The organism is Buttiauxella cochleicola (assembly GCF_021282435.1).
In the GTDB taxonomy this organism is placed as follows: Bacteria; Pseudomonadota; Gammaproteobacteria; order Enterobacterales; family Enterobacteriaceae; genus Buttiauxella; species Buttiauxella massiliensis.
Genome location: NZ_JAJSOT010000002.1, coordinates 447,512 through 474,201 on the forward strand (window position 1 = coordinate 447,512; position 26,690 = coordinate 474,201).

Here is a 26,690-nt window from a genome sequence, read left to right on the forward strand (position 1 = left end):
TATCCTTTTATTTAACCTGGTATCGGAAAAATTTTTATTGTTTTGTGCCTTTAAAAATAGAGCATTTTGTTAATAGTTATTAACAAATAAAACAATTGCGCCTGAAATATATTCAAGCACTAACAAAACCGAAATATAAGTTGATTTATAGCGCAATATAACACAAGGAATAAAAAAGCCACGGATAACACCGTGGCCATTTTTTAGATGGAATAATATTCAGGCAACAAACTGGCGGAATAACGCTTTACCTTTCAGCAAACGAATCCCTAACCAGCCGCCACACAGAGAAAGCAGCACCGCACCGGTTAACGGCAGGATTACCCACAACCGCCAGTCTGGTTCCCATGGGAAATCAAACACACGTGTTTGCAGTAGACCGAGCGCAGTTTCAGCACCAATCGCCGCCACCAGCCCGGAAACGAACCCCAGCACTGCAAACTCACACCACAAAGTCGTACGCAGCAGGCGTTTCCCTGCCCCCAGGGTGCGATATACCACCAGTTCCTGATGCCGTTGGCGCATCCCCACTTGAACCTGGGCCAGCAGTAACAGCACACCGCAAGCGGTAACCAGCACCACCATCACTTCCAATGCCCGACTGACCTGTTCCAACACCTGTCCGACCTGGCGCAGAATAGCCCCGATATCCAGCAAACTGACGGTAGGGAATTCACGGTTAAGTTGTGTTAACACGCCATTTTTCCCATCCAGATGGAAGCTCGTCAGCCAGCTTTGCGGTTGGTTGTCGAGCGCGCCCGGCGGGAAGATAAAGTAGAAATTAGGTCGCAGACTTTCCCAATCAACTTTACGCAGGCTGGAAACTTTCGCCGAGAAATCCTGGGTATCACCCATAAAGGTGACGGTATCCCCCAGTTTAATCTTCAGCCGTTTTGCTACACCCTCGTCCATCGAAACTTCGCCTGCTTTCGGCGGCCAGGAACCAGCAAGTATCGGGTTATGCGTTGGTTTCTGGCTCTGCCACGTCAGGTTTAGCTCGCGGTTAAGTGCTTCATCAGGATTACCCTCGGTGGACTTTCCGTTTATCGCCGTCATGCGCACCCGCACAATCGGGTAGAACGACTCGGGGATAATCTGGTGTTCAGCCAAAAACTCTTTCACCGGCTGAACCTGCTCGGTGGCAATGTTTAGCAGGAAATAGTTCGGGCTTTCCGGCGGCAACTGTTGCTGCCAGCGGTCAAGCAAATCGCCACGCAGCACCAATAACAATGCCAGTAACATAAACGATAGCGAGAACGCTGCGAGCTGACTTAAGGTTGCCCATGGCTGGCGCAGAAGACGATTTACAGCCAGGCGCAGCGCGAGGTTTTTCAGCGTCAGCTTCTTCAGAAGCTTCAGTACACCCCAGCCGACAATGCCGCACAAAACCGCGAGTACAACTGTACCTGCCAGCACAGCCCACAGCAGCGTGCTGCCGCCCATAAGCAGCGCTAAAAGTGCAACAACAACTATAAAGATAACGGGCAGATAGATTTTCAACGGCCAGACATTCGCTACCGCATCACGGCGTAATACGCGCAGTGGTTGGGTTGCCAGCAACAGGCGATAAGGACGCAGGCCGACCAATAACGAAATCACCACCATCGAGCCGATTGCCCACACCCAAGGCCACAGACTGGCTGGCGGTAAGGCGGCAGGCAATACAGGTTTAAGCAGGCGCATTAGCACCGCTTCAAACACCAGCCCTGCGGCACCACCGGTAACGGCCGCCAGCGCCAGCACCATCAACCATTGGCCGATAATCAGCTTGCGCAGTGCAGCACGCCCTGCGCCGAGGGTTTTCAGTATGGCGACTAAATCGTAGCGGCTACGGCAGTAATGATTCATAGCGACCGCAACGGCTGCGACTGCCAGTAATAACGTCAGAAGAGCGGAGAGCAGCAAGAATTGTTGCGAGCGTTCCAGAGATTTCCCGAGAGCGCCATCATCTTGCTCCATACCGTACCAACGCTGTTCCGGTTTAAGCAGTGGAACAACAAATTTTTCAAACTTATCGAGCTGGGCTGGCGTACCGCCAAATTTGTAGCGCCAGGAGATACGGCTCCCTGGCTGCACTGCACCGGTTTTCTCCACATCCGCAAGGTTCATCATCAAGCGCGGGGCCATCTGGAACGGGTTAAACCCAGAATCCGGTTCCTGGATAACTTCGCCCGCGATACGCAATGTGGTGTCGCCTACGTCCAGCGAATCCCCTACTTTGAGATTGAGCAGTGCCATTAAGCGCGGAGCCAACAACACACTTCCCGGCTCAGGTTTCAGTCCCACCGGGTTGGTGTCGAGCTGGCCGTACATCGGGTAAACCTCATCGACGGCTTTAACCGATGCCAGTTGTGGCGTATCCCCGGAAAAGGTCATGGTGGCAAAAGTCAGTTGTTTGCCGACTTTCAGTCCGTCCTTTTTCGCCTGCTCCAGCCATTCCTCAGGCACTTCGCGTGAGCTGCGTAACGCACGGTCACCCGCCATAAAATCACGGCTTTGCTGGTTTAGCCCTTGTTCCATGCGGTCGCTGATATTGCCTAGCGCCAAGACACACGCCACCGCCAGGCTCAACGCCAACCAGACAATCAGTAACGATGGTGAGCGCCATTCGCGCCAGAACCAGCGGGCAATCATGCTTCCTCCCACAGTTGCCCTTCGCGCAGGCGCAGGCGGCGGTCGCAGCGGGCGGCGAGCTGTTCATCGTGCGTGACGAGAATCAGCGTTGTGGCGAAATCGCGGTTTAACGAAAAGAGCAAATCGGCGATGCGGTCGCCGGTGTGGCGATCGAGATTGCCGGTAGGTTCATCGGCAAACAGTACTGTCGGGCGACCATTAAAGGCGCGAGCCAGCGCCACACGCTGCTGCTCACCACCGGAAAGCTGCGCGGGGAGATGATCCAAACGTTTACCCAAGCCAAGTTGTTCGAGCAGCGCTTTGGCCTGGGCGCGACTGGAAGAGTCGTTTTCGCCGCGTAACAATGATGGAAGTTCAACATTTTCCAGCGCGTTTAGCGTGGGGACTAACATAAATGACTGGAACACAAAGCCGACGTTTTTCGCCCGCAGCGCCGCGCGCGCTTCTTCGTCCATGCTGTGTAACGGCTGGCCGCACAGGTGAACTTCCCCTTCGCTGCCATCATCAAGCCCGGCGAGGATCGCCAGTAGTGTAGACTTCCCGGAGCCGGACTCACCGATTAACGCAATGGTCTGCGCCGGTTTGACAACCAGCTCAACTCCGGTAAGGATGGAGAGCTGATGTTCCCCAGTTCCTACGGACTTACTAAGATGATGAACTTCAACAATGTTTTCCGCTGGCATTTGCCCTTCCTGTTTCTGGCTTTGATGACCTGTCGTGCCGCTTTTGCGGACACGTTGTTGATTCTGGGTGATAGCCTGAGCGCGGGTTACCGAATGTCGGCAACGGCGGCCTGGCCTGCTCTGCTGGATAAGAAATGGAACCAGCAAAATACTAGAGTTGTGAACGCCAGTATTAGTGGCGACACCGCACCACAAGGGCTGGCACGCTTACCCGCGCTGCTGAAACAGCATCAGCCTCGCTGGGTATTAATTGAGCTTGGCGGTAACGATGGCCTGCGCGGGTTTCAGCCACAAGCCATCGAGAAAAGTCTGCGCCAGATAATTAACGATGTGAAAGCGGCAAACGCTCAACCATTGCTGATGCAAATACGTCTGCCTGCAAACTACGGGCGTCGTTATAATGAGTCGTTTAGCGCTATTTATCCGCAACTTGCCAAAGAGTTTTCTATCCCTCTTCTGCCATTTTTTATGGAGGAGGTCTATTTGAAACCGCAATGGATGCAGGATGACGGTATACATCCGAATAGTGATGCTCAGCCGTTTATCGCCGACTGGATGTCTTCCCGTCTGGCACCTTTAGTTAAACATGACTCATGAACAATCGGGGCACCTCTCGGGTAAAGTTATGCAAAAATCAGTTTTAATTACAGGTTGTTCCAGCGGTATTGGTTTTGCCTGCGCACAAGATTTAAAGCAGAAGGGTTATCACGTTCTGGCAGCCTGCCGTAAACCCGCAGATGTTGAGCGCATGAACCAGGCCGGATTTACCGGCGTGTTGCTCGACCTCGACTCGCCCGAGAGTGTGAAAGCGGCGGCGGAACAAGTCATTGAACTGACCGGAAACCGCCTTTACGGGCTGTTTAATAATGGCGGGTACGGCGTTTATGGCCCGTTGCAAACCCTTTCACGCGGCCAACTTGAGCAACAGTTTTCGACCAATTTATTCGGCACCCACCAACTCACCATGTTGCTTCTGCCGGCCATGTTACCGCACCGCGAAGGGCGCATTGTGATGACCAGCTCGGTTATGGGACTGGTTTCTACCCCCGGTCGTGGTGCTTATGCCGCCAGTAAATACGCCCTGGAAGCCTGGTCCGATGCACTACGTATGGAACTGCATCACAGCGGTATTAAAGTCAGCTTGATTGAGCCCGGCCCGATTCGCACTCAGTTCACGCAGAACGTCAACCAGACTCAAGCTGACCATCCGGTAGAAAACCCAGGGATTGCCGCACGCTTTACACTCGGCCCAGAAGCGGTAGTGGAAAAAGTGCGCCATGCTTTTGAAAGCTCAAACCCGAAATTACGCTATCCAGTGACGCTGGTCGCCCATGCTTTAACGTGGTTACGCCGCCTGTTACCTGGCCGTATGTTGGATAAAATTTTACGTGGTTAGTTGAAGGACAGCTCCTTGCCCCCATGTAAAAGCAAATCTTTATAAGGAATTGATTTATGTCTGCCCAATACAATATCGACATCACCGAAGCGAACATGCACCAGGTGCTGGAACAGTCCGTTACTACACCGATTCTGTTCTACTTCTGGTCAGCACGCAGCCAACACTGCGAACAGTTAACACCGGTTCTGGATAAGCTTGCAGCTCAGTATCAAGGGCAGTTTATCCTTGCCAAAGTAGACTGCGATGCAGAGCAAATGGTTGCATCTCAGTTTGGTTTGCGCAGCATCCCAACGGTTTATTTGTTCCAGAATGGTCAACCTGTTGATGGCTTCCAGGGGCCACAGCCAGAAGAAGCGATTCGCGCGCTGCTGGAAAAAGTTCTGCCGCGTGAAGAAGAGCTGAAAGCGCAAGAAGCGATGCTGCTGATGCAAGAAGGCAAACACGCTGAAGCGCTGCCATTGCTCAAAGACGCCTGGCAGATTTCCAACCAGAACAGTGAAATTGGTCTGATGCTGGCGGAAGTGCAAATTGCACTGAACCGTAGCGAAGATGCAGAAGCGGTACTGAAAACTATTCCATTGCAGGATCAAGATACCCGTTATCAGGGCCTGGTTGCTCAAATCGACCTGCTGAAGCTAGCCGCCGACACACCAGAAATTCAGCTGCTGCAACAGCAAGTTGAGCAAGATCCTGAAAACGCACTGTTAGCCAGCCAGCTGGCACTGCAACTGCATCAGGTCGGGCGTAACGAAGAAGCGCTGGAACTGCTGTTTAGTCATCTGAAAAAAGACCTCGGTGCCGCCGATGGCCAGGTGCGCAAAATGCTGATGGAGATCCTTGCCGCTCTTGGAACCGGTGATGCGCTGGCATCAAAATATCGCCGCCAAATGTATTCGCTGCTGTATTAAGGCTACGTTGATCAAATGACCTGATTCAAACTGAATCTTTCCACGTAAAGGGTTAGACTTACATCAAATAAACAATGGAGGTTTTTTTGATGCTAATCGTCATTCCCGTACTGATCCTCGTCGCGCTGATTATCGTCGGCGCCGGGGTAAAAATCGTGCCGCAGGGCTACCAATGGACCGTGGAGCGCTTCGGCCGTTACACTAAAACCCTGATGCCGGGCTTAAGCCTTGTGGTGCCATTTATGGACCGTATTGGCCGCAAAATCAATATGATGGAGCAAGTCCTCGACATCCCTTCTCAGGAGATCATCTCTAAAGATAACGCCAACGTCGCCATCGACGCGGTGTGCTTTATTCAGGTCGTTGACGCCCCTCGCGCGGCATATGAAGTCAGTAATCTTGAGCTGGCTATCATGAACCTCACCATGACTAACATCCGTACCGTGCTCGGTTCAATGGAGCTCGATGAAATGCTCTCGCAGCGTGACAACATCAACACACGCCTGCTGCATATCGTTGATGAAGCCACCAATCCATGGGGCATAAAAATCACTCGTATTGAGATTCGTGACGTTCGCCCACCGGCTGAACTGATTGACGCGATGAATGCGCAGATGAAAGCTGAACGTACCAAGCGTGCATACATTCTCGAAGCTGAAGGTATTCGTCAGGCGGAAATCGTCAAAGCCGAAGGGGATAAGCAGTCAAAAATCCTGAAAGCGGAAGGTGAGCGCCAGTCGGCATTCTTACAGGCAGAAGCCCGTGAACGTAGTGCGGAAGCAGAAGCAGCGGCGACAAAAATGGTTTCTGAAGCTATTGCTGCCGGGGATATCCAGGCAATTAACTACTTTGTTGCCCAGAAATATACCGACGCGCTGCAACAGATTGGTTCGGCCAATAACAGCAAAGTGGTGCTGATGCCGCTTGATGCCACAAGCCTGATGGGCTCGATTGCCGGTATTAGCGAACTTATCGCGCAAAGCGGTACCGAGCGTAAAAGATGATTGCCCTGCTTTTTACCCATGCGCATATCTTCTGGCTAACGCTGGGTGGCCTGCTGCTGGCGGCTGAAATGCTTGGTGCCAGTGGTTATCTGCTGTGGAGCGGTGTTGCGGCTGTACTCACAGGTTTATTGGTGTGGATGGTGCCGCTGGGTTGGGAATGGCAAGGTGTTTGCTTTGCGGTACTCACACTGGTTGCCGCTTTTCTGTGGTGGCGCTGGCTGTCGACACGTAAACAGCAGGAGCCGGGCGAAGTGCTCAATCAACGCGGCCACCAGCTTATTGGCAGGCGTTTGCGTTTGGAAACCGCGTTAGTCAATGGCCGCGGCCATGTCCGGGTAGCCGATAGCTCATGGCCGGTGATGGCAGATAGCGATTTGACAGCAGGCACCGATATTGTAGTGGTCGCCGTTGAAGGGATTACGTTGAAGGTGAAGGCCGTTCAAGCGTGAGTTAATAAGATGGCGCTACGCTAATCCAAACCAGGATAGCGTAGCGACTGATTACTGACGATGGCAGCAACCCGAGAGGTTGTCGATAATCGGGCAATCTGCGCTATCGTCCCCTGGGCAAGATTCGGCAAGCGCCAGCAGTTGTTGGCGCATCGCCTGAAGCTCAGTGATATGTTTTTCAATATCCGCCACTTTTTGTAGCGTGCGGGTTTTCACATCCGCACTGTGTCGCGCCGGGTCGTTAAACAAGTTGACCAGCTCGCGACACTCTTCAAGATTAAACCCCACCTGCCGTGCCTGGCGCAGCAAGGTCAGCTCATCAAGATGCTTTTGCGAATAGCTACGGTAGCCGTTTTCAGAACGAAGCGGTGCTGTCACTAGCCCCTTTTCTTCATAAAAACGAATCGCTTTGCTGGTTAAACCGGTCCTTTTCGCTACATCGCTGATGTTCATGTTTCCTCCGGGAGGTTCATTTCAATGATGCTATCCCCAAACCATTCGAGTTGCAGGAAGGCGGCAAGGGGGTTTATCCCCAGGAGCTTACTAAAGTAAGTGACTGGGGTAAACTCACGCAGCTAACACACCTGCGGCTCGAAGGGGGACGGGGATAGTCAGAAGCGGATCTTCATACCCACCGACGCTGATACATCAGATGACACGGAAGTATCACCACCACCATCCCATGTTTTTCCGATTTCAGTATAGCCCTGCACATCCGCAGTCACTGCCCATGTAGTGCCGACGGCAACTTCTGTAGTCTGGAAACGCTGGTTGGCATTGATATCCGTTGCTGCGGCGTTATTCGCCGTGTTCTTCCAGGTAACGGTGTCCTGTCCATCAGAAAGCTCCTGCCAGTAGTTGACGCGAACATACGGTTTCACTTTGCCGTAGTTAGTGTCGTAATCCGCCGCCAGACGAACCCCGAGGCGACCAATAACAGAACCGTCAGCATTCACCGAGACTTTAGTTTTGCCGCGATCTTTGAGTGTCACGTCGTCAAAATCACTGTATTGGTAGATAAGTTGCGCCTGCGGTTCAATCAGCCAGTTACTGTCACCCAGTTGCCACGGTTTACCCACTTCGACAGATGCCGTAAACGAGTTGCCATCAGGATGGTAAGTCTCGCGGTCATACATATTCTTCAAATCAACCGAGTGGTACCCGTACTGCAAAACATTATCGACATACAAGCCGTTGGTATCAGTCCAGGTTCCGTAGCCGCCAAGGTAAGACGAGAAAGTAGAGTTATAAGCGTCGCCGCCACTCATCCCGGTTATGCCACTGATTGAGCTGTCGGTATCCATAAAGGTGGTGTACAAACCCGCACGCCACTTCTCGTTCTGCCACAGATCAAGCCCCATCTGCATGCCATTGTAGTTGGTGCTACTTTGCGATTGGGTTGGGTCATCATGTTTCTGGTCGACCGACTTCACGATGTAACGCGCCCAGAAACGCCCTTCCTGATCTTCAGGCACATCGGCCTTGTACAGTTGTTCATCGCCCACACGCTGGTGAAGTGTGCCGAGCACAGTCAGATCGGCCTGGCGGATAATCGCGGCCAGCGTATCAAACCCTGGAACATCCGGACGATAGCCCGCGCGCAGGAACCAGTCCTCACCCGCTCCCTGAGCATTTCCGGCAAACAATTGGTATTCCCATGCTCCGGCAGTCAGGACATCGCCGCCGATGTTAAAGGCATCTTTCGTAGTCTGTGCGGTGGTAGTTGCACCATTAACTGCGTCAACAACCATAATGCCATCACCTGTAGTGGGCTCACCCAACTGGCTAACATCAATATCTAAAAACGTGCTGCCAGAAGCCGTGCCGCCATTGATAACCAAACGGTCAGCAACACCGGGGCTATGTTGTTGCGCAGCAATTTTCAGCGTGCCATCGACACCCACATAGTTACCATTCACCGTGAATGTTGATCCCACATCACCGCCACGCAAATTGATGGTTCCCTGGTTAACCGTATTGGCGACCGACTGGCTGTAGCCCCCGGTATCCAGAGTGGCCCCACTGCTGACAATATGGCTGGATTTCTGGCTAAAGCGGTTCTCGCCCGACGCCAGCAAAGTGCCTTTTTCGACAAGAGTAATCCCGCTCCAGGTATTACTACCGTTGATAATAGTGGTGCCACTACCTTGCTGCCAGACTCGTCCGGTGCCGGAGATATCACCGTTTAAGGTGAAGGTGTCGGCCCGGTTAATCGCAAGGGTCGCGTTGTCGACAATATTGCCGCCCACATTACCCGCCGTGCCACCGTTGCCCAGTTGCAACACGCCATCACTAATGGTGGTAAGTCCTGCAAAACTGCTGTCCTGGGTAAGCGTCAAAGTGCCTTTACCCAGCTTGGTGAAGTCGCCGTTGCCGGTCACTGCACTTAACAGCGAAACCGAGTTACCGTTGGTATCGATAGCCCCGCCGACGCCAGAAAGCGTTACCTGGCGTGCCGTATCAAAGGCGGCTCCGTAGCGCAATGTGCCGCCACTCAGGCCAATTCCGGTTCCCGCAGCGCCTAGGTTGCTGTCAGAAGAAACCTGCAATACGCCGCCGCTGACCTGCGTTCCTCCCTGGTATTGGTTATTACCATTGAGAATCAGGGTGCCGAGATCGGCTTTGTTGATGCCCCCTTCGCCGTCGATAACCGAGTTGATGGTCGCGGTGTAGCCCGCACTCGGCGCGGTGCCATCGCCTACGCGAATCACGGTATTGGCGGTATGCGTGGTGAGGTTATCACCGCCAATTACATAACCGTCGGTGGCAAATTGTGCGCCGCTAATCGCGACTTCGCCCAGGCTTGTATCTATCGTGACATTACCCGCAGTGCCGCCAAATACCGCGAATGAGCCATCGCTAAACGGTGTATTAAAACGGCCGTCCGGGGTAGTGACGTCTGTCGTCCAGTTGTCATTACCGCTGCCGCTTTGCCAGATACCGTTACCGCCGTCGATCTCGCCGTTGTTTTTCAGCGCCCCACCCGTACCGCCGAAACCATCCCAGAAGCGCATCACATAGCCGGTGCGGTTCACCAGATTGACCTGACCTGCAATTGAGGTTTGAACATAGAGATCGTCTGCTGCCGGAGGTGCGGAGCCGATATCCAGAATATTATCGGTCAACGCACCGGTATAATTGAAGACGCGATAAACCCCGACATCAAAGCTGCCGCCCGGCGTCTGCGCGATATTCAGTTTGCCGTTAAGGTTGAGATCGCCATTGATGTTGATCAGATCGTTAAGTGCGCCGCCAACGGTGTAAGGCTGTCCGAACTGGAAGTCGACTTGCGAATTTTGATTGAGTGTTAATGCGCCCATCGTCAGCACACCAACGCTTGAAAGGTCCTTCCCTGCGGCCAGATGCCCGCCGTCATCAACAACAACGCTGCCACCCAAGACGCCTGCGCCACCGAGCGTTGCGCCGTTATTGACGGTGGTTTTACCTGTCGCAGCCACTTGATTACCGTTGATCAATAACACGCCCTGCTGCGCAGTAGTGGTGCCAGTCCAGGTGTTGTTGGCGGTGAGATTCAACGTGCCGCTGCCGGTTTTCGCCAGGTTGCCGCTGCCGCTAATCATCCCGCTAATCGTGTCGTTGCGACTGAGTGCACCTTCCACCAGCGTTGCGGCGCCTAACACCACATTACCCGCGCCGGACAATGAACCAACCGAAGCGCTTGTCAGTGAACTACTGATATCCACCAGCCCACCCACAAGGTTGGAAATCACTGATCCTGCCCCCTGCGCGTTGTCGGCAAAAGTGACTTTGCCGCTGTTGTTAACGTTTGCCGAACCCGCATCTGCATTGCCTTCAAGAGCAAGTGTTGAACTTGCATCGACCGTTATCTTGGTATTATCCCCCTGGCTTTCATCGCTGAAAATCGCCTTACTGCCATTAGCCAGCTTGATGGTGCTTTGGCCCGCTCCGGCAGTGTCGTTAAATGCCAGAGTGGCCTTGTCGACGGTAAAGGTATGTGTTTCAGCCGAGGCTGAGTTATTGAGGTTTAACAGCGCGAGATTGCTTAATGAAACCAGGCTGTCTGCTGTGCCAAACACACCGCTGGTATTGGCATTTACCGTCAGTTGTCCGGTCCCATTTTTGCCAATAATCGTGGTATCGCCCTGGTAGGTATTCGCAATGCCCAATTCCAGCACACCATTATTATTGCCAATCGAGGTGTCTTTAATTGTCAGTGGACCGTCACCGCCAATCACGCCAGTTGGCATAAAGGTGTGGCCGTAAACATCCAGCGCACCACCAAAAGTACCATCGACAAAGAACAAGCGTGACGTAGTGAGATCAGCGCCCGCCTGGAAGGTGGAACCATTTTTCAACAGTACCGAGTTACTGGTCGCACCAAGTGCGTTGTCATTAGTGATGTTCAGCGTGCCGTTCCAGACTTCTACGCCACCTGTAAACACATTATTGCCGGTCAAGATCAGTCGGCCCGGATCGGTCTTTAACAAACGGATATTACCGTCGACTAAGTCATTCTGAACAAGATCGACATTAATTAGCGTCGTGATATCAGCACCCGCACCACCATCTCCCACACGGATAGCAAAGTAACTATCGGCATGAGTTGCACCTTGCGCTTCGTAACTATTATCAGGCGGGAAGCTGCCAGGAGGGTTTGTTGCCGTAAATTGCAATTGTGAGTCTGGTCGAGCCGGGTCGGCATTAAGAATGTAACCATTGGAAGTAAACTGCATGCCAGAGGTGAGAACCGGACCAAAGGCGTTACTCACACGCACTTCGTTAGCCTGCCCCTGGAAGACCGCAAACGCATCTTGCGCCCATGGCGCATTCCCATGACCATCACTTTGCGTCCAGTTGTTACTGTTACCCGAAATCTGTCTTGTCCAGTAACCAAAGCCGCCATCTACCTTGTCGTTACCCGATGTCCCGTCGCCATGGTTTCCTGGAGTTGCACCGTTATCCCCATCCCAGAACTGTAACTGGTTGGATGGATCAACGAAGTTAAGCACCAGGTTGACCTGCCTGGCGATATTGGTTTGAATCGCGTAATTATCGGCATCATTTGGCGGGAGTGAGCCAATAGTCATGACGTTGTTGACCAGTGTGCCGCCGTAATTAAACAGACGATATACGCCCGGCATGAAGGCCCCCCCCGTCGTGAGCGCAACGTCGAGCACCCCATCCAGGGTCAAATTGCCTTTTACGTCGACCAAATCGTTAAGCGGCCCCCCAGGAACATAAACTTGCCCCAACTGGAACTGGCTTTTCGTATCACTGGCGAGGGTCAAATTTTTGTTGATAGTCAGAGTACCGGTACCATTGCCGCGGCTGTCATCGCCCGGTCGCAATGTAGTTCCCGCCTGGAACACCACATCCCCGCCAATTGTGCCGTAACCGCCAAGGGTGCTACCGGCCATTACCGTAGTCTGCCCAGTACCACTTTGCACACCGTTAATCAGTAACGTGCCTTTTTCAACATTCGTGGTTCCCGCATAGGTGTTGTTCCCACCCAAACGGGTTACACCGCTGCCAATCTGGCGGAATGCCCCGCTCCCCGAAATCACACCGTTCAGCGCCACGGCATTGGAACGGTTAACCGTCAGAATACCGTCATCGATAATATTAGAGCTTGCCGACAGGCTCCCCACGGTTCCACCCGCGCCAAGCGCCAGTTCTGCACCTGCGCCAATGTAGGTGTTTCCGGTGTAACTGTTGGCTCCCAGTAGCGTGGTTTTACCCGCGTTGATGCGCTCCATACCGCCGGTTCCACTGATAACCCCGGTATAAGTCTGGTCGCTTGTACCATCGAATGACAGCAGGCTGGTCGCGCCAGATGTGGTGACATTGTAATTATGAATGGAGGCGTCAGCGGACGTAGCAGCGCTGATACCGCTGCGCAGCGTCGCGCCGTTGTTGATATTAATGGCCTGCGCACCGGAGAGTGTCAGGTTATCGACAACTCGTGCATCGGTGGCATCGCCATTTAAAGTCAGCGAACTCCAGCCGGTGCCGATATTGGTGCCTTTTGCCAGGTTATCGGCGCTAAAGGTTCCCAATAATGCCGGAGCTGCGCCTTGATGTGTGCCATTGAGGGTCAGCGCGCTGTTAGTGCCGCCGTTACTCAGAATATGGGTGACGTTCGCTAGTGAAACGTCGCCCAATGTGGCCCTGTCATTACCGTCGGCACCGCTGAAAGTCACGCCGCCGTTAAATGCCCCCGCCGTCCAACTGAACTGGTCGTTACCCGTTCCCAACACGATTTCACCACGCGTATTGGCACTCGCACCGCTTAATGCCACCACGTCATTGCCGCTACCGGTGAGAATAGCCTGCGCCGTGTTATTTGCCGCCAGCAAAGTACCACTATTGTTGACCGTCGTATTTCCCGCACCCGATGCATTAATCACGGCCGCACCGGCACCGAGACTGTTGATAGTGCCAGTATTAGTAATCGTGCGAGCCGTGTTCGCCACGCCATCGGTGGCGACTATTGCCGAACCGGCCCCCGCCGCCATATTGATGGTTGCACCCGAGCTCACATTGCCTGCTGTTCGCGCCAGAATCCCGACACTGTTAGCGCCATTCCCGTTGATGGTATAGCCATTAGCAATCGTCAGGTTTCCGGTGGTGGGATTGCCTGTCGCATTCATGAAGGCAAAACCGTAGCCGCTGCCGGAAATGTTGAGTGTGTTATTGGTCCCTGCTGCATTAAAGGTTACAGCCGTACGAATTGCCGGGCCATCCGAGGCATTAATCGTGACGCCATTAAGATTAATGTTGGACGTGTCAGCATTGTTGTTGATCCCAGCACCGCTGCCAGAGATATCGATAATGGTATTGGTCGCGGTAAAAGAGGTGGCTCCGGTGTCCATTCTCACACCATCGGCTCCACCAGATGCGGTGATATGGTTGCCCGTTCCGTTGACTGTTAGATTAGCGCCTGAACCAATCAGTTGAACCGCCGCCAGCCCACCCGTCGCATTGACGGTACCCAGACGGTTTACGATCGCATTAGCGCCTCCAACACGCAGGCCGACATTACCGCTTCCGGCTACACCGCTGACGCTAATGGTATTGTTATTGGTCAACACCCCATTATTCTGGATATTCACGCCGATATTATTGGTACCAGAAACACTGACCGGGGCATTCACGATCGCCGAGCCATTATCGTGCAACAAAATCCCGGTGCTGCCCGTTCCATTCAAGGCAATTCCCGTGCCATTGAGGGTTAATTGCCCTAAGTGAGAAACGTTATAACCCGTAATCCCACTTTGAGAAGAACTGGTGGTAGTAGACGCATCGGAAGTAACGCGGGTAATAAGTTCTTCAGGATCAATAGTGCTGTCGATATTGTAATTCCGACCATCAACCACCACCGCAGTGGTATTGTTTCCGCCTAAAATAATACCCCCATCGCTAATCGTCCCTACTGCACCGCCAGTGACTTTTACCCCGACTGCGCCATTACCATTGACGAATATTTTGGCTGACCCGGTATCAAGAGAAGTCAGAGTATCGTCAGTGATATCCGTATTATTTTTGTCATCCAGACCGTTGGCAAATATCCCAGTAGCATTTTGACCATTGACCGTAAGTTGATAGGTTGAAGCTGCACCCGTGCTGCCAGCAAAAGAGGCCCCGTGGTCAACAGCGAATAAAATTGAGTCTTTTTGGCCGCTATCGGTAATAACCGCATTGCCGATATTGATCTGCGCTTCATCGCCCCAGGCGTAATAGCCTATCTGTTGGGTGTTTTCAAAAGAGAGTGTGGAGGCCGCGTTAATATCGATTTGTGCATCGCCACGCGCGTGAACACCGATTGCTCCGGCGGATAACAGGCGAATAGTGGAGTTGAGGTTTACTTGGGCATGTTGGGTGTTCAGCCCTTCGGCGTACACCGCGTAGTTACGATAAGTATAGGGCTGGCCATCACTCCCGCCGGTATCGCCTGCCGTCCCCACGGTAATCGAGCTGCCTGCCGTCGTGGAAACCGTCGCTGCTGCTTTCTGCGCTGACACGTTAATTGCAATATTATTATCGCCATCAACGTTAATCACGCCGCTGTGGGTTACGGAGCCGATATTATCGACAACGTTCAGACCATAGTTAGCCGCCGCCGATCCATTCGTCAGTTTGCCTAAGACATTGATCGTGCCGCTGTTTGTCACAGCTCCTGTCGCACCCTGCACGGAAATCCCGGCCGCATTACGCGTTTTGGATTCAAGGGTGATGATGCCAGTGTTATTTACTGCTCCGGAACTTTGCGTATGGATACCGGCAGAAAGGTCCCCCCCGGTCATCGGAACAGCCGTCGGCGCAGTAGCATTTAAAACCGGCGTCACCCCGAGGTAAATTTTCCCGGCATTATTAAAGGTGGCACTGTCCTGCAGATAAACGCCGTAGCCGCCTGCTTTGCCCGCGGTGTTATTGCTATTGCCCACCACCGCAATCGTGGCATTGGCGGCGTTAGTGACCGCCGTTGAACCCGACGCGTTAATGCCTCGCGCGTTGTTGGTGGTGGTGTCGGTGATCGCGACGTTAATATGACCGTTGTTAGTCAAAGTGCTGCTACCGCTACCCTGCATCCCCACGCTGCCTGCGTTCGAGACATTCTGGTTTGCGCCATTTTTTTCAATAAACAGCCCGGCGTTTAAGGTGCCATTGTTGATGGCCGTGGCATCCGTGGTCAGCATGCCAATCGATATGGGGCTGCTTCCGCTACTGCGCCAGGCATTGATTGCACCATTGTTGGTGATGATTGCGTCATTGTCGGCACGCATTACCGCCTTCGCACCATCCACCGCCAGGCTACCACCAACGGTGACAAGTCCTGATGCGTTCCCACCTGTGGCATAAATAACGTTTAAATCACCCGTGTCGACGGTCGCGTTGTTGGTGTGAGGGCCTTTGTCGTCCCAGACGTGATATGTCAGGTTGATGCTGGTGTTTTCTTCTTTACCGAGCATTCCGGTAATAATCGCATCATAGGTGCTTTGAGCTTCGACCGAAGAGTCAATCACCTCGCCATTCACGGTGGCACCAGCCGTTAGCCAGTACTGTATCTGCGGTTTACCTGCGTACGCGCCCTGACCTATCAGGAAGTCGTTAACCCCGGCAATATCATTGGAGGAATTAATAACAAAGGTTTTATCAAGTAGCCTGACGACCCGGTTCCCGACCTGCTCATAATTGGGCAGCGTGATGGAGAAATCATACTTTGCACTTTGCGCCTGAAGGCTTTGAGTATCCGTTGACAGCACAATCGCCGGGCGAAAATGGATGTAGTTATCTGAACGCCATTCGGTACGACTGGTTGCACTGCCACTTCCGTCCGCTTTTGCCAGCACGGAGTTTTTAGTCAACAAATCAATGGTGTTTGCTGCCGCGGCAATGGGTGCATTAGCGTCGCTTGAACCCACGTTGATATTGGCCTGCCCGCCGGTTGATGCCACTGATGCTATGCCAAAGTTATTAAAAATACGCATCGAGTTATGATCGTAAACGGGAAGCACCATATCGCTGACGGGCGTATCACCCGCAGAAATAAAGGTCGACGAATCATAAACGCTGATGACCTGATAGCTGCCATCAAGCCCAGGAACTTCTACGTTTAGCTCCTGGCTTTCTTGCGGAACAGCAGGTGCCGGTGAGTAGGTATATTGCCCAATGTTTGCAGCAGTTATCGTCGTTGGCGTGCCATTCGAGTCGGTTGAAACAATCGTGATGATGCGGTTCGGATCGGTGCCGGTAGTACCAGGCAAACCGTTAATTACCGTGACACCCGTGCTGGTGCCGTTGGTTCCGGGAGAAATAGTCGGAATGGGGCCAAGGATATTTAGCTCGGTGCCAACCGGGTAATGGTTTGCAACAACCAGGCTATCAATAGTGAACGCATAGCCGGTTTCTTTCACGGCATCGTATGGAGGTAATAACACATAATTTGGGTATGCAACATTCCAGGTCACATCATCCGCATGGGCAAGGGAGATGTAATTTCCGGAAAGTAGTAATGCCGCCGCTAATAGTTTTCTGCGGCCCCTTCCCCCCCTGCCACCTTTTTTTCCTGTCCGAGATATTTCTGCTACAGCAATAAAACTGTTCGCAACATGGCTCCACACCAGACGATAAATATTATTCATAAGGAATCTCTGCATGGCTAAAAAGGGTAATAATGCGCTGAAACATAAAGACAACGACAAACACGTGTCGAAACACTTTAAGTAACATTAGTACATAGCCGTGCATTGAGAAGTAAATGGTAGAAAAAGTATTACTTAACTAATACTTCCTCAGGTAATGCGTTGAATATGGGGAAAACCTCCGCCCGATGGGCGGAGGTGAAGGGCTTAATTATCAGACATGTGACGCAGCGAGCTGCGGGTTATTCATATTGGTTGGTAACGCAGCAGTGGTGAGCGCTGCCGAAGGTGAAGTGTTCATTGCCGCCATTGCGTGAACAAGTTGCCCGGCAGCGTCAGATGCTCCATTTGAATTCGCGATCCAAACACCCGTGCTGAAATTTCCGTGCTGCCACATTTGATCCATTGAGGCTTCAAATGTTCCCTGAACACCATCAGTACGGTCAGCCCCCCATGGGTTGGCAACAATAAAATCATTGGTTTTCTCATCAAAACCGATAATCGCAAACGCATGTCCACTGATAAAATTTGATTGACCGGTGGTGGCATTTGTTGAGTTTTCCCAACTGGAAATTGCCGCGGGTGCACCATTGAGCACCGCAGTTTTTAGAGTTTCAAAATCCGTGGTGTCCCAGGTTCCTTCCGAAGTCGCGACTGCTCTTAGTATTGTAAGAGTGTCGCCGGTGACTTCCATTAACTTTGCTTTACCACCAACCAAGCTTGAGTAGCTATTCACATCATTTAAATAGGTCGCTTCAAATGCGACGTTCGCACGCTCAACAATCGCTACCCAACTTGAGTTTGATGAATTGGCCCCACTACTATAAGTATTACCATCAACTGTAACCCAGTGAGCCACACCATTATTAAAGAACCTTACGCTGTAAGTATCATTCGGGTTCTGAACAATCATTGATTTGATGAAATCAGGTTGTGCGTTCACCACCGTAATAAGTGAGGAAAGGAGCGAACAATCTGCTACTCCTCCTTGATGGATATCATTAATGCTTGGGCCACCTTTGGCAAACAGCGGGCGCCCATCAACGTGTGCCAATGAAGAAGACGCTGGCGCGTTCGCACCATCAAACCAGGTTGAAATTAGCTGGTTAAATTGTGTGACAGACGAGCCAACAGCCAGGCTACCGATTCGCTCGCCAGGCCCCGTTGCCGTCCAGTTAATGGATGCGCCACCGGTGCCAATCAACCCATTGACCAGGGAATAGATCGCCGAATCAGTCCCACAGACATTGCCAATCGCCTGCACGTAATTATTTATATCGTTGAACTGGTTTTCGGTGAGGTCCCCCGTCAATTGCGAGGCAAAATCTTTAAGCACGGATTCAATAGTTGTGAAACTGAACAATGAAGCATCGTTGGTCACGGCGTTGTGCATGAGAGTTTTCAAACCGGTGTCGCTTATCGTATCGACTAACGAGAATCCTGTTTCGACAGAAGTGTTAATTAATGACCTCTGGCTTTCTGGCAACTGGGCCACTTGATCAAGGGACATCATTTGCGAAACCGTTAATAGCTGGTCGTTCGACAAAGACGACATGACCTCCGTTAACGCAGACAAATCATTCAAGGCCCAAAAGTGTTGATAATCCAGACTCGCAAATGTGACTGGGGTCAGGCTCGCAAGCTGTGTTGGGGTCATTCCCGCAAAAGCCGCAATACTCAAATTGTTGAGGAACGCAGCAGTAAACGCGGAAATATCATTGGTAAATGCTGGCATTTGCGCAGCGGTAAACCCCTTGGCCGCATCCGGAGAGATCCAGTCAATATGCTGCAAAGCCTGAGTTTGCTCAGGACTCAATGAGGAAATTTGTTTCTCCGTCAGTCCCAGATATTCCGTTTTTGACATCTGCTCAATAGCTGAAACTGAAAGTTTAGAAATATCTAAATTCCCAAACTGTTCACTGGTCAAAGACTTCAGGTACGGTGCGGCTACAACCTGCTCTGCTGTTAATGCCGCCAGGTGGTTATTATCCCACTTACTGAAATTAGACGCATCAATATGGGATAACTGCGCGGCAGTCACGCCTTTGATGGCTTCATCGCTTAAGCTGTTAAACCACGTGGAAGTGAAATAGCCCATGCTAACGCTAATACTTTGCTGCTGCTCCTTTGTAAACACGGCAATAGCTTCGCTCAGTAGCCAGTCCACATGGTTCATTGCGTAGATTTGGTCGGTACTTAAGCTCGAAATTTGTCCGGCGGTAATCCCTTCATATTGCGAACGGCTCAAAGCGTTGATGGCTGAGGTTGACAGCTTAGAAATATTTAACAGACCAAACTGTTCTCCACTCAAATCGCCAAATTTATTCATACTGCCAATTTGTTCAGCGGTTAATGCTTGCAGATGTGCATTATCCAGAGCGGCCATTGTTGCCGCAGATATTTGCGCGGCCTGCGCTGGCGTCAACGCCTGGAATGCTTCAATACTCAGATGGTTTAACCAACCAGCTGTGAAGTAGCCCATGCTGATGTTAATACTTTGCACCTGTTCTGCTGTAAAGGCGGTGGCAGCATCATCTGGCATCCAGGATGTATGCCACATTTCATATATTTGTTCTGGTTTTAAGGTCGCTATCTGCTGAGCCGTCAGCCCTTCATATTCCGTTTGGCTTAAATAGTTTATGGCTACTTTAGAAAGCTGAGAAATATTTAACAAACCAAACTGCTGGCTAGTCAACGCGCTCAGATGCGTCATGGCAGCAACCTGATCCGCCGTGAGCTGCGAAAGCATGTCATTGCTAAAAGATGATACCTGAGCGGCTGTAAAACCAGTGACTGTCGCTGCAGGGATCCAGTCAATACGTTGCATTGCCTGAATTTGTTCATTGCTTAGGGTGGAAATCTGATGAGCTGTCAGCCCTGAGTACTCAGTTACGGTCCATCCGGCGATAGTCGAAGCTGACATCGCGGAAAGGTCTAATAAAGCAAACTGTTCATTGCTCAAAGTGCTAATACCGGTGATTGCATTAACCTGGGCAGCAGTTAATGCTTTCAAGTGGGCATTATCCAGACCACTAAGGTCGCCAATCAACGCAACCTGCTCCCCGCTTAATGCCTTTAACGATGCAATGCTCAACTTGTTCAAATTAGCTGAGGAGAATTCTTCTGCATGGATACTCGCCATCTGTTCAGCCGTGAAGCCGGTAGCAGAATTAGCAGGGACCCAGTCAACGTGCTTCATGGACTTAACTTGTTCGAGACTTAAGGTAGAAATTTGGTGCGCAGTGAGGCCTGCGTATTGCGCCTGGCTCATATCAGCGAAAAACGAAGAGGGTAGCCCGGAAATATTCAGCAATCCGTACTGGGGACTACTCAGTGAAGCCAGATCAGGAATTAAAGCCACCTGTTCGGATGTTAAAGCCTTGAGATGTCCATCGTTTAAGGCCGCCAGCTTCTCAGACGATATCGCCTTGATATGTTCTGCATCCAGCAGGCAAAAATCCTGTAACTTTATCTGGTTCAGTTTGTTGATCGGTATCCCTTTAAAAGCTTCAGATGTGAGGCTGTTCAGCCAGGTCGCCGAGTACCACTGGTAATTATCATTAATACCGGCCACCTGATCAGCAGATAAAAGGCCCAGATGTTTAGTATCAAGTTTAGCGAGGCTGCTAAAAGTCAGCCTTGTCATCTGATCCGGCGTAATGGCTTTTGTTGCTGCTTCATTAAGCTGGTTTAACCATTCGCCAGTAACGATATAAAAATCCACCGCCAGTTCTGGAATTTGGTCTGCCGTAAAGCCGGATATGGCTTTGGGCGCAACCAGTTGTGCATTGCTCATCAAGTGAACCTGTGCAACGGTCATTTTGCTGACAAAATCAGCGGTAAGTGACGCGTAATCGGAAGCAGTCCAGGAACTAATTTTATTGAGGTCAGGTAGTGAAGCGTTGTTTGGTGTGGAGTCAGGCACAGTTTTTCCTTTTGCCAAAATGAGTACTTATTTCGAGTTATATAAAAGACTAAATAATCATGTTAAAGATTTATTTGATTAAGAATTATTTTGATTTTTCCAATAAAAATAAAGAGATGCATTCTTGTAAATATTATCAATCAAACTATGAGTCAGCAGCTTTATTTTCACGTGAGACTTCCGGGCAATGCATTAAATATAGACATTTCAAAACAACCATATATTTACATATCGCAGGTGGTTTCTTACCAATATAAACATATTTGCTTTTTTTATGATCGCAAAAACATTAAATACGAATGCAATGGTACGCAGCTGTTAAAAAAAACCAACAAAACACAATTCAAATTAACAAAGCTCAGGACAATCAATATCACCACCATTGTCCAAAAATACCCAACTTTCACCTAAATACACATTTTACAACCCATAATGGCTGTGATATTTAATCGCGCACATCCTATATAGCCTCTTATAACTGGCCCTGTTAATTAATATGACTCTTTTGTTGTCGGCGGTATCCCATGGATAGTGGTTTCTTCTGTTTGCAGGTCATCGGTGCTTTCCATCAGGTCGCGGTCGACAAAATTAACCTTCAGCATACATTTTCAGGACATCTTGAGATATCCCCGGACGGGCAGCCCGTGTTTGGCCGCATGGCTATATTGCTGGCAGCTCAGGAATTAGGGCTTAAAACAAAAGTCGTGCGGCAGGATGTGCGCCGAATGGATAAAGCCGCATTACCTGCTGTGGCTCAGCATCGTGATGGGCGTTATTTCATACTGGGGAAATATGATCCGGGTAGCAAGAATGATAATCATATCGTAAAACCTCGTTTACTTATTCAATATGAAAACTGCCCTCCTGAATTTATTTCCATTGATGAATTGCCCGATATTTGGACGGGCGAAGTCATTTACTTCGCAAGCAAAGTAAATTTCACAGGAACATTAGCAAAATTCGATTTCACCTGGTTTATTCCGGCACTGATCAAATACCGGAGGATTTTAGGTGAAATAATGCTCATTTCCCTGGTATTGCAGTTAATCGGCTTAGCCACCCCGCTTTTCTTTCAGGTGGTGATGGATAAAGTTTTGGTTAATCATGCAATGAAAACTCTGCATGTTGTTGCTATTGGCTTAGTGGCAGCAAATATATTTGAAGCTTTATTGAGCGGAATTCGCACCTGGGTATTTGCACATACCAGTAGCAAGCTTGATGTCGAACTCGGCGCACGGCTATTCCGCCATATGCTCAACCTGCCGATTGCTTATTTCCAGAGCCGACGCGTAGGAGATTCGGTAGCGCGTGTGCGAGAGCTGGAAAATATCCGTTCGTTTCTGACAGGTAATGCCATCACAGTCGTGCTCGATATTCTTTTCTCGTTCGTCTTCCTCGCCGTAATGTTCAGCTACAGCGTTAAGTTGACACTTATCGTGATTGCATCGATCCCACTCTATGTTTTTTTATCGCTGGTGTTCACACCGGTGCTGCGCCGTCGGCTAAATGAAAAATTCAATAAATCGGCCGAAAACCAGTCGTTCCTCGTTGAAACCATCAGCAATATAGACACCGTAAAAGCCATGGCCGTTGAGCCGCGCTGGGTTAAAAACTGGGATGACCAACTAGCGGGTTATGTGACTTCCGGGCTTTCAGCCACCAATATCTCAACTATCGCCAGTGGCGGTATTACGCTTATCAGTAAACTGGTGACCGCCGCTATTATGTGGATTGGTGCAAGTCTGGTTATCGATAACCAGATGACCGTTGGTGCGCTCGTAGCGTTCAATATGCTCTCCGGCCAGGTGTCACAGCCGATTTTACGCCTGGCGCAGTTATGGAATGATTTTCAGCAGGTCGGTATTTCCATGAGCCGCCTTGGCGATATTTTAAATACCCATCCTGAAGTTGTTGACCAGAAATCACGGTTGCCGCGACTCAACGGCGCAATTGAATTCGACCAGGTGACTTTCCGTTATCGCCCGGACGCTTCTGAAGTGTTACGCAAAGTGAGCCTGACGATTACCCCCGGCGAAGTGATTGGTATTGTCGGGCGATCCGGTTCAGGAAAAAGCACCCTGACGAAACTGGTGCAGCGGCTATACATCCCCGCAAGTGGCCGCGTGCTACTGGACGGGCACGATCTCGCGGTGATAAACACCACGTCTCTCAGGCACCAAATTGGTGTGGTGCAGCAAGAAAACAACCTGTTTAACCGCTCGATTCGCGCCAATATCGCGCTGACTAATCCGACGCTGCCGATTGAAGCGGTGATTGAAGCCGCGAAACTTGCCGGTGCGCATGAGTTTATTTGTGAGTTACCGGAAGGCTACGACACCATGGTCGGTGAGCACGGCACAGGTTTATCTGGCGGCCAGCGCCAGCGTATTGCCATTGCGCGCGCCCTAATCTCAAATCCACGTATTTTGATTTTCGATGAGGCAACCAGTGCGCTGGATTATGAGTCGGAAAAAATCATCCAGGACAATATGCGTCGTATCTGTGAAGGCCGAACGGTATTGATCATCGCACATCGCCTGTCTGCGGTGCGTGAAGCCAACCGTATCGTGGTAATGGAGCGCGGAGAGATTGCCGAAGTCGGTCATCATGATGAACTGGTTCAACACACCGGTGGGATCTACGCGCATTTATATACTCTGCAACAAGGCCCGGTAAGAGAGGCCTGCGTATGAGCCTCAAACTCCGCTATACCGCGTGGTGCGAATTGATGAAACGCTACCGTTCTCACTTTGCGTTTTTCTGGAAGCAGCGCCACTCACTCACGCCACCGGCTTTGAAAGCAGACGAAGCGGAATTTCTACCGGCGGCGCTGGCATTACAACTGGCCCCCGTTTCACCTACTGCTCGCTGGACGGCGCGCCTGCTTATGGTGTTAATCGTTTTCATGGTGCTGTGGGCGGTATTGGGTAAGGTTGACATTATTGTTTCCGCCAGCGGGAAAATCATTCCCTCAAGTCACGCCAAAACGATTGCCTCTGTAGAAACCGCGCGCGTTGAACATATCTTTGTTACCGATGGGCAAACTGTGCATACCGGTGAACCACTCCTGCTGCTTGATACGCAAATTATCGACCATGAAAAAATGCGTGCGGAAGTTGGCCAGGATAACGCTGCATTACAGGTTGCACGCTCGCGTGCCTTGCTGGCATCCATCACCGCTCATCAATTTATTGGACTGAGCGATATAGAGAACATCACGCCAGAAAAGGTCGCTGATGCCCGTCAGCATCTGGCCAGCCAGTGGCTGAACGTAGAAAGCAGACTACGGGATCTGGATGGGGAAATTGCCCGTTACAGCCAGCAATTACCGATTGTTCGTGCGCGGGCACAAAATTATAAAGATCTGGCCGAAAACCATGACGTGTCGGTCACTTCATGGCAGGAAAAAGAGCAGGACAAAATTGAGCTGGAAGGCAAACTCGCCGATGCACGCCACCAGCGTGATTCATTTATCGCAGATACTCGTAAGAAAACCGAGGATGAGCTCAATGACGGGTTACGCCAGCAGGCCGAAGCACATCAGGATGTGCAACGAGCCGACGCCCATAAAACTCAACTTCAGCTCACCGCCCCGGTTGACGGCACAGTACAACAATTAGCGGTACATACGGTTGGTGGCGTAGTAACAGCCGCCCAGCCGTTGATGGTCATCGTACCCAAACAAAATCAGGTCGAGATCGAAGCAATCGTTGAAAACAAAGACATAGGTTTTGTGCACAAAGGCCAGCATGCCGCTGTGAAAATCGAGGCATTTGACTACACCAAATACGGCATGATGCAGGGTGAAGTGACTTATGTTTCCCGCGATGCATTGAATGCCGGAACCAGCAATGCAGCCGAAAGCGCACCATCTGGCCATAGCGATAACACGCAGAAATCACAGAACTCGCAATACGCCATTCATATCAAACTTGACCACAAAACGATGGATATCGATGGCGAACCCTCGACACTACGACCGGGCATGAGCGCCTCAATTGAAATAAAAACAGGTAGCCGTCGGGTCATTGAATATTTCCTCTCACCTCTGATTCAGCATTCGCATGAGAGTCTCAATGAACGGTAAAAAGTATTTAGCCTCTGTCTGTCTGTTGGGTTTACTGGTGCTGCCCACGGCCTGGAGTGAAGGGATCAATAATGTGCTCGATGATCCACTTCAGGCCAATCCCGACCAATTACAGGCGGGGGCGACGCTCCCAGACCAGAGCCGAATAAATTGTGCGACGTCAGTTGATTTCAGCCAGCCGCTAGCCCTGAACGACGCGGTGGATACCGCGTTGTGCAATAACCCACAAATCCGTGCCACCTGGGCGGAAATTAAAGTACAAAGCGGCGTGGTTGGCGAAGCCAGAGCCGCTTATTTGCCGACAATTAGCGCCACCGCCAGCCGACTCAGAGACACCAACACCGTCCCTGCGAGTTTTTTTGAACCCAGCACCACGACCACCACACGGGGTAATCAGTACTACGGTTCATTAAACTGGCGATTATTCGATTTCGGTGGCCGCTCAGCCAATCGCGAATCCGCTAATCAGATGTTACTGGCGGCCATTGCCGGGCACGACGCATCCTTGCAAAAAACAATGGCATCGGTGATTCAGGACTATTTTGAGGCGATGACCAGCGAAGCGGAAATGAATTCCCGCCAGCAAATCGCCGAGCTTGCCCAGCAGACACTTAGTGTGGCAAAGCGGCGTGAGGAGAAAGGGGCAACGACCCAGGATGATACGTTGCAGGCCGCAACCGCACTGGCGAAAGCGCAGCTGAACGCCATACATGCCAGCGGTGATTACCAGAAAAATCTCGCGGTGCTTAAACAGGCCATGGGGATAGATCTCGCCACCGGCATTCACTTACCGGCGCAACCGGATACGGTGATCCCTGCGGATATTCACGATCTTAATCAATGGCTTAAACAGGCTGAAACCCGTCACCCTGCGATTCAGCAAGCCCGGGCAAAATGGCTGGCTGATAAAGATAAAATCATCCAGGTACGCTCAGATGGTTTACCAACTATAGATATGACAGCGCATATCTCGCAAAACGGTTTCCCTAATCAGGGGCTGTCATCCAGCACTGAAACCAGTAAAGAAGTTGGCCTGACACTGACGGTTCCGCTGTTCGATGGCTTCAGTCGCCATTACAAAATTCTCGAAGCGCGGGCACAAGCTGAACAGAGCGAAGCACAACTTGAAGACACGACCAACCAAATCCTTACCGATGTGGTTAAAGCTTACGCCGACGCCAAAACCGCACTGGGTGTGCTGACCGTAAGCCAACAACTGCTCGATGCCGCACAAGCTGGGGTCGATTCTTCCCGTCGCCGTTACGAGAAAGATGTGGCCGATATTCTTGAAGTGTTAAATGCCCAGTCTGCGTTAGCGGACGCGCAACAACAGCGAATTCAGGCTATTGCCGACTGGCAATCTGCGCGCTTAGGCTTGCTGGCGAATACCGGGATATTGAGCCAGTTGCCGGCAGCGGAAAAAGTGAATGAGTGACAGACGCCAAAACAGTAAAAGAGATATTCCCTCGAGGGAAGC

13 protein-coding genes are annotated in these 26,690 nt (G+C 51.2%); 8 read left to right on the forward strand and 5 right to left on the reverse strand.

Features of this window, described 5'->3' with window-relative positions; genetic code table 11:
- Positions 1-219 precede the first annotated feature (219 nt).
- Both ybbP and ybbA read right to left on the reverse strand, forming a co-directional pair.
- Positions 220-2,634: a putative ABC transporter permease subunit YbbP gene (ybbP, locus tag LVQ77_RS07840; protein WP_232904132.1), complete on the reverse strand. Its 2,415-nt coding sequence runs from the start codon at positions 2,632-2,634 to the stop codon at positions 220-222.
- Positions 2,631-3,317: a putative ABC transporter ATP-binding protein YbbA gene (gene ybbA / locus LVQ77_RS07845; protein ID WP_232904133.1), complete on the reverse strand. Its 687-nt coding sequence runs from the start codon at positions 3,315-3,317 to the stop codon at positions 2,631-2,633. The genes ybbP and ybbA overlap by 4 nt, the downstream gene beginning before the upstream one ends.
- Here ybbA and tesA point away from each other — a divergent pair.
- From tesA to LVQ77_RS07870, 5 genes are all read left to right on the forward strand, one after another.
- On the forward strand, positions 3,288-3,914 hold the full coding sequence (gene tesA, locus LVQ77_RS07850) for a multifunctional acyl-CoA thioesterase I/protease I/lysophospholipase L1 (RefSeq protein ID WP_503489112.1): 627 nt from the start codon (positions 3,288-3,290) through the stop codon (positions 3,912-3,914). The two genes, ybbA and tesA, sit on opposite strands and share 30 nt — an antisense overlap.
- Positions 3,904-4,713, forward strand: a complete 810-nt coding sequence (locus LVQ77_RS07855) for an SDR family oxidoreductase (protein ID WP_232864159.1) — start codon at positions 3,904-3,906, stop codon at positions 4,711-4,713. Before tesA ends, LVQ77_RS07855 begins: the two co-directional genes overlap by 11 nt.
- Before the next feature lie 56 nt (positions 4,714-4,769).
- A complete protein-coding gene (locus LVQ77_RS07860; RefSeq protein ID WP_232864158.1) occupies positions 4,770-5,624 on the forward strand; it encodes a co-chaperone YbbN in 855 nt (284 codons plus the stop codon).
- 89 nt (positions 5,625-5,713) lie between these two features.
- The gene (locus LVQ77_RS07865) at positions 5,714-6,628 is read left to right on the forward strand and encodes an SPFH domain-containing protein (RefSeq protein WP_064557085.1); all 915 of its coding nucleotides are present in this window, start codon (positions 5,714-5,716) and stop codon (positions 6,626-6,628) included.
- A complete protein-coding gene (locus tag LVQ77_RS07870; RefSeq protein ID WP_232864157.1) occupies positions 6,625-7,077 on the forward strand; it encodes an NfeD family protein in 453 nt (150 codons plus the stop codon). The genes LVQ77_RS07865 and LVQ77_RS07870 overlap by 4 nt, the downstream gene beginning before the upstream one ends.
- A 51-nt stretch (positions 7,078-7,128) precedes the next feature.
- Here the strand turns inward: LVQ77_RS07870 and cueR are convergent, their stop codons facing one another.
- The 3 genes from cueR to LVQ77_RS22350 form a co-directional block, all read right to left on the reverse strand.
- Positions 7,129-7,530, reverse strand: a complete 402-nt coding sequence (gene cueR, locus LVQ77_RS07875) for a Cu(I)-responsive transcriptional regulator (RefSeq protein ID WP_232864156.1) — start codon at positions 7,528-7,530, stop codon at positions 7,129-7,131.
- Between the two features lie 158 nt (positions 7,531-7,688).
- Complete coding sequence (locus tag LVQ77_RS07880; RefSeq protein ID WP_232904134.1) at positions 7,689-17,201, reverse strand: autotransporter-associated beta strand repeat-containing protein; 9,513 nt, start codon at positions 17,199-17,201, stop codon at positions 7,689-7,691.
- 214 nt (positions 17,202-17,415) lie between these two features.
- Positions 17,416-21,126, reverse strand: a complete 3,711-nt coding sequence (locus LVQ77_RS22350; protein WP_232904135.1) for a C2 family cysteine protease — start codon at positions 21,124-21,126, stop codon at positions 17,416-17,418.
- Positions 21,127-21,650: 524 nt separating this feature from the next.
- Between LVQ77_RS22350 and LVQ77_RS07890 the strand changes: the two genes are divergently transcribed.
- From LVQ77_RS07890 to LVQ77_RS07900, 3 genes are read left to right on the forward strand one after another with little or no spacing between them, the layout of a single operon-like run.
- Entirely contained in the window at positions 21,651-23,819 is a 2,169-nt protein-coding gene (locus LVQ77_RS07890; protein WP_232904136.1) for a type I secretion system permease/ATPase, read from the forward strand.
- A complete protein-coding gene (locus LVQ77_RS07895; RefSeq protein WP_232904137.1) occupies positions 23,816-25,213 on the forward strand; it encodes an HlyD family type I secretion periplasmic adaptor subunit in 1,398 nt (465 codons plus the stop codon). The genes LVQ77_RS07890 and LVQ77_RS07895 overlap by 4 nt, the downstream gene beginning before the upstream one ends.
- On the forward strand, positions 25,203-26,648 hold the full coding sequence (locus LVQ77_RS07900; protein WP_232904138.1) for a TolC family protein: 1,446 nt from the start codon (positions 25,203-25,205) through the stop codon (positions 26,646-26,648). Before LVQ77_RS07895 ends, LVQ77_RS07900 begins: the two co-directional genes overlap by 11 nt.
- Positions 26,649-26,690 lie beyond the last annotated feature (42 nt).

Excerpts from the sequence above, each read along its gene's own strand:
- ybbP (WP_232904132.1), bottom strand. The coding sequence starts at position 2,634 with ATGATTGCCCGCTGGTTCTGGCGCGAATGGCGCTCACCATCGTTACTG.
- tesA (WP_503489112.1), top strand. The coding sequence starts at position 3,288 with ATGAACTTCAACAATGTTTTCCGCTGGCATTTGCCCTTCCTGTTTCTG.
- ybbA (WP_232904133.1), bottom strand. The coding sequence starts at position 3,317 with ATGCCAGCGGAAAACATTGTTGAAGTTCATCATCTTAGTAAGTCCGTA.
- LVQ77_RS07855 (WP_232864159.1), top strand. The coding sequence starts at position 3,904 with ATGACTCATGAACAATCGGGGCACCTCTCGGGTAAAGTTATGCAAAAA.
- LVQ77_RS07860 (WP_232864158.1), top strand. The coding sequence starts at position 4,770 with ATGTCTGCCCAATACAATATCGACATCACCGAAGCGAACATGCACCAG.
- LVQ77_RS07865 (WP_064557085.1), top strand. The coding sequence starts at position 5,714 with ATGCTAATCGTCATTCCCGTACTGATCCTCGTCGCGCTGATTATCGTC.
- LVQ77_RS07870 (WP_232864157.1), top strand. The coding sequence starts at position 6,625 with ATGATTGCCCTGCTTTTTACCCATGCGCATATCTTCTGGCTAACGCTG.
- cueR (WP_232864156.1), bottom strand. The coding sequence starts at position 7,530 with ATGAACATCAGCGATGTAGCGAAAAGGACCGGTTTAACCAGCAAAGCG.
- LVQ77_RS07880 (WP_232904134.1), bottom strand. The coding sequence starts at position 17,201 with ATGAATAATATTTATCGTCTGGTGTGGAGCCATGTTGCGAACAGTTTT.
- LVQ77_RS07890 (WP_232904136.1), top strand. The coding sequence starts at position 21,651 with ATGGATAGTGGTTTCTTCTGTTTGCAGGTCATCGGTGCTTTCCATCAG.
- LVQ77_RS07895 (WP_232904137.1), top strand. The coding sequence starts at position 23,816 with ATGAGCCTCAAACTCCGCTATACCGCGTGGTGCGAATTGATGAAACGC.
- LVQ77_RS07900 (WP_232904138.1), top strand. The coding sequence starts at position 25,203 with ATGAACGGTAAAAAGTATTTAGCCTCTGTCTGTCTGTTGGGTTTACTG.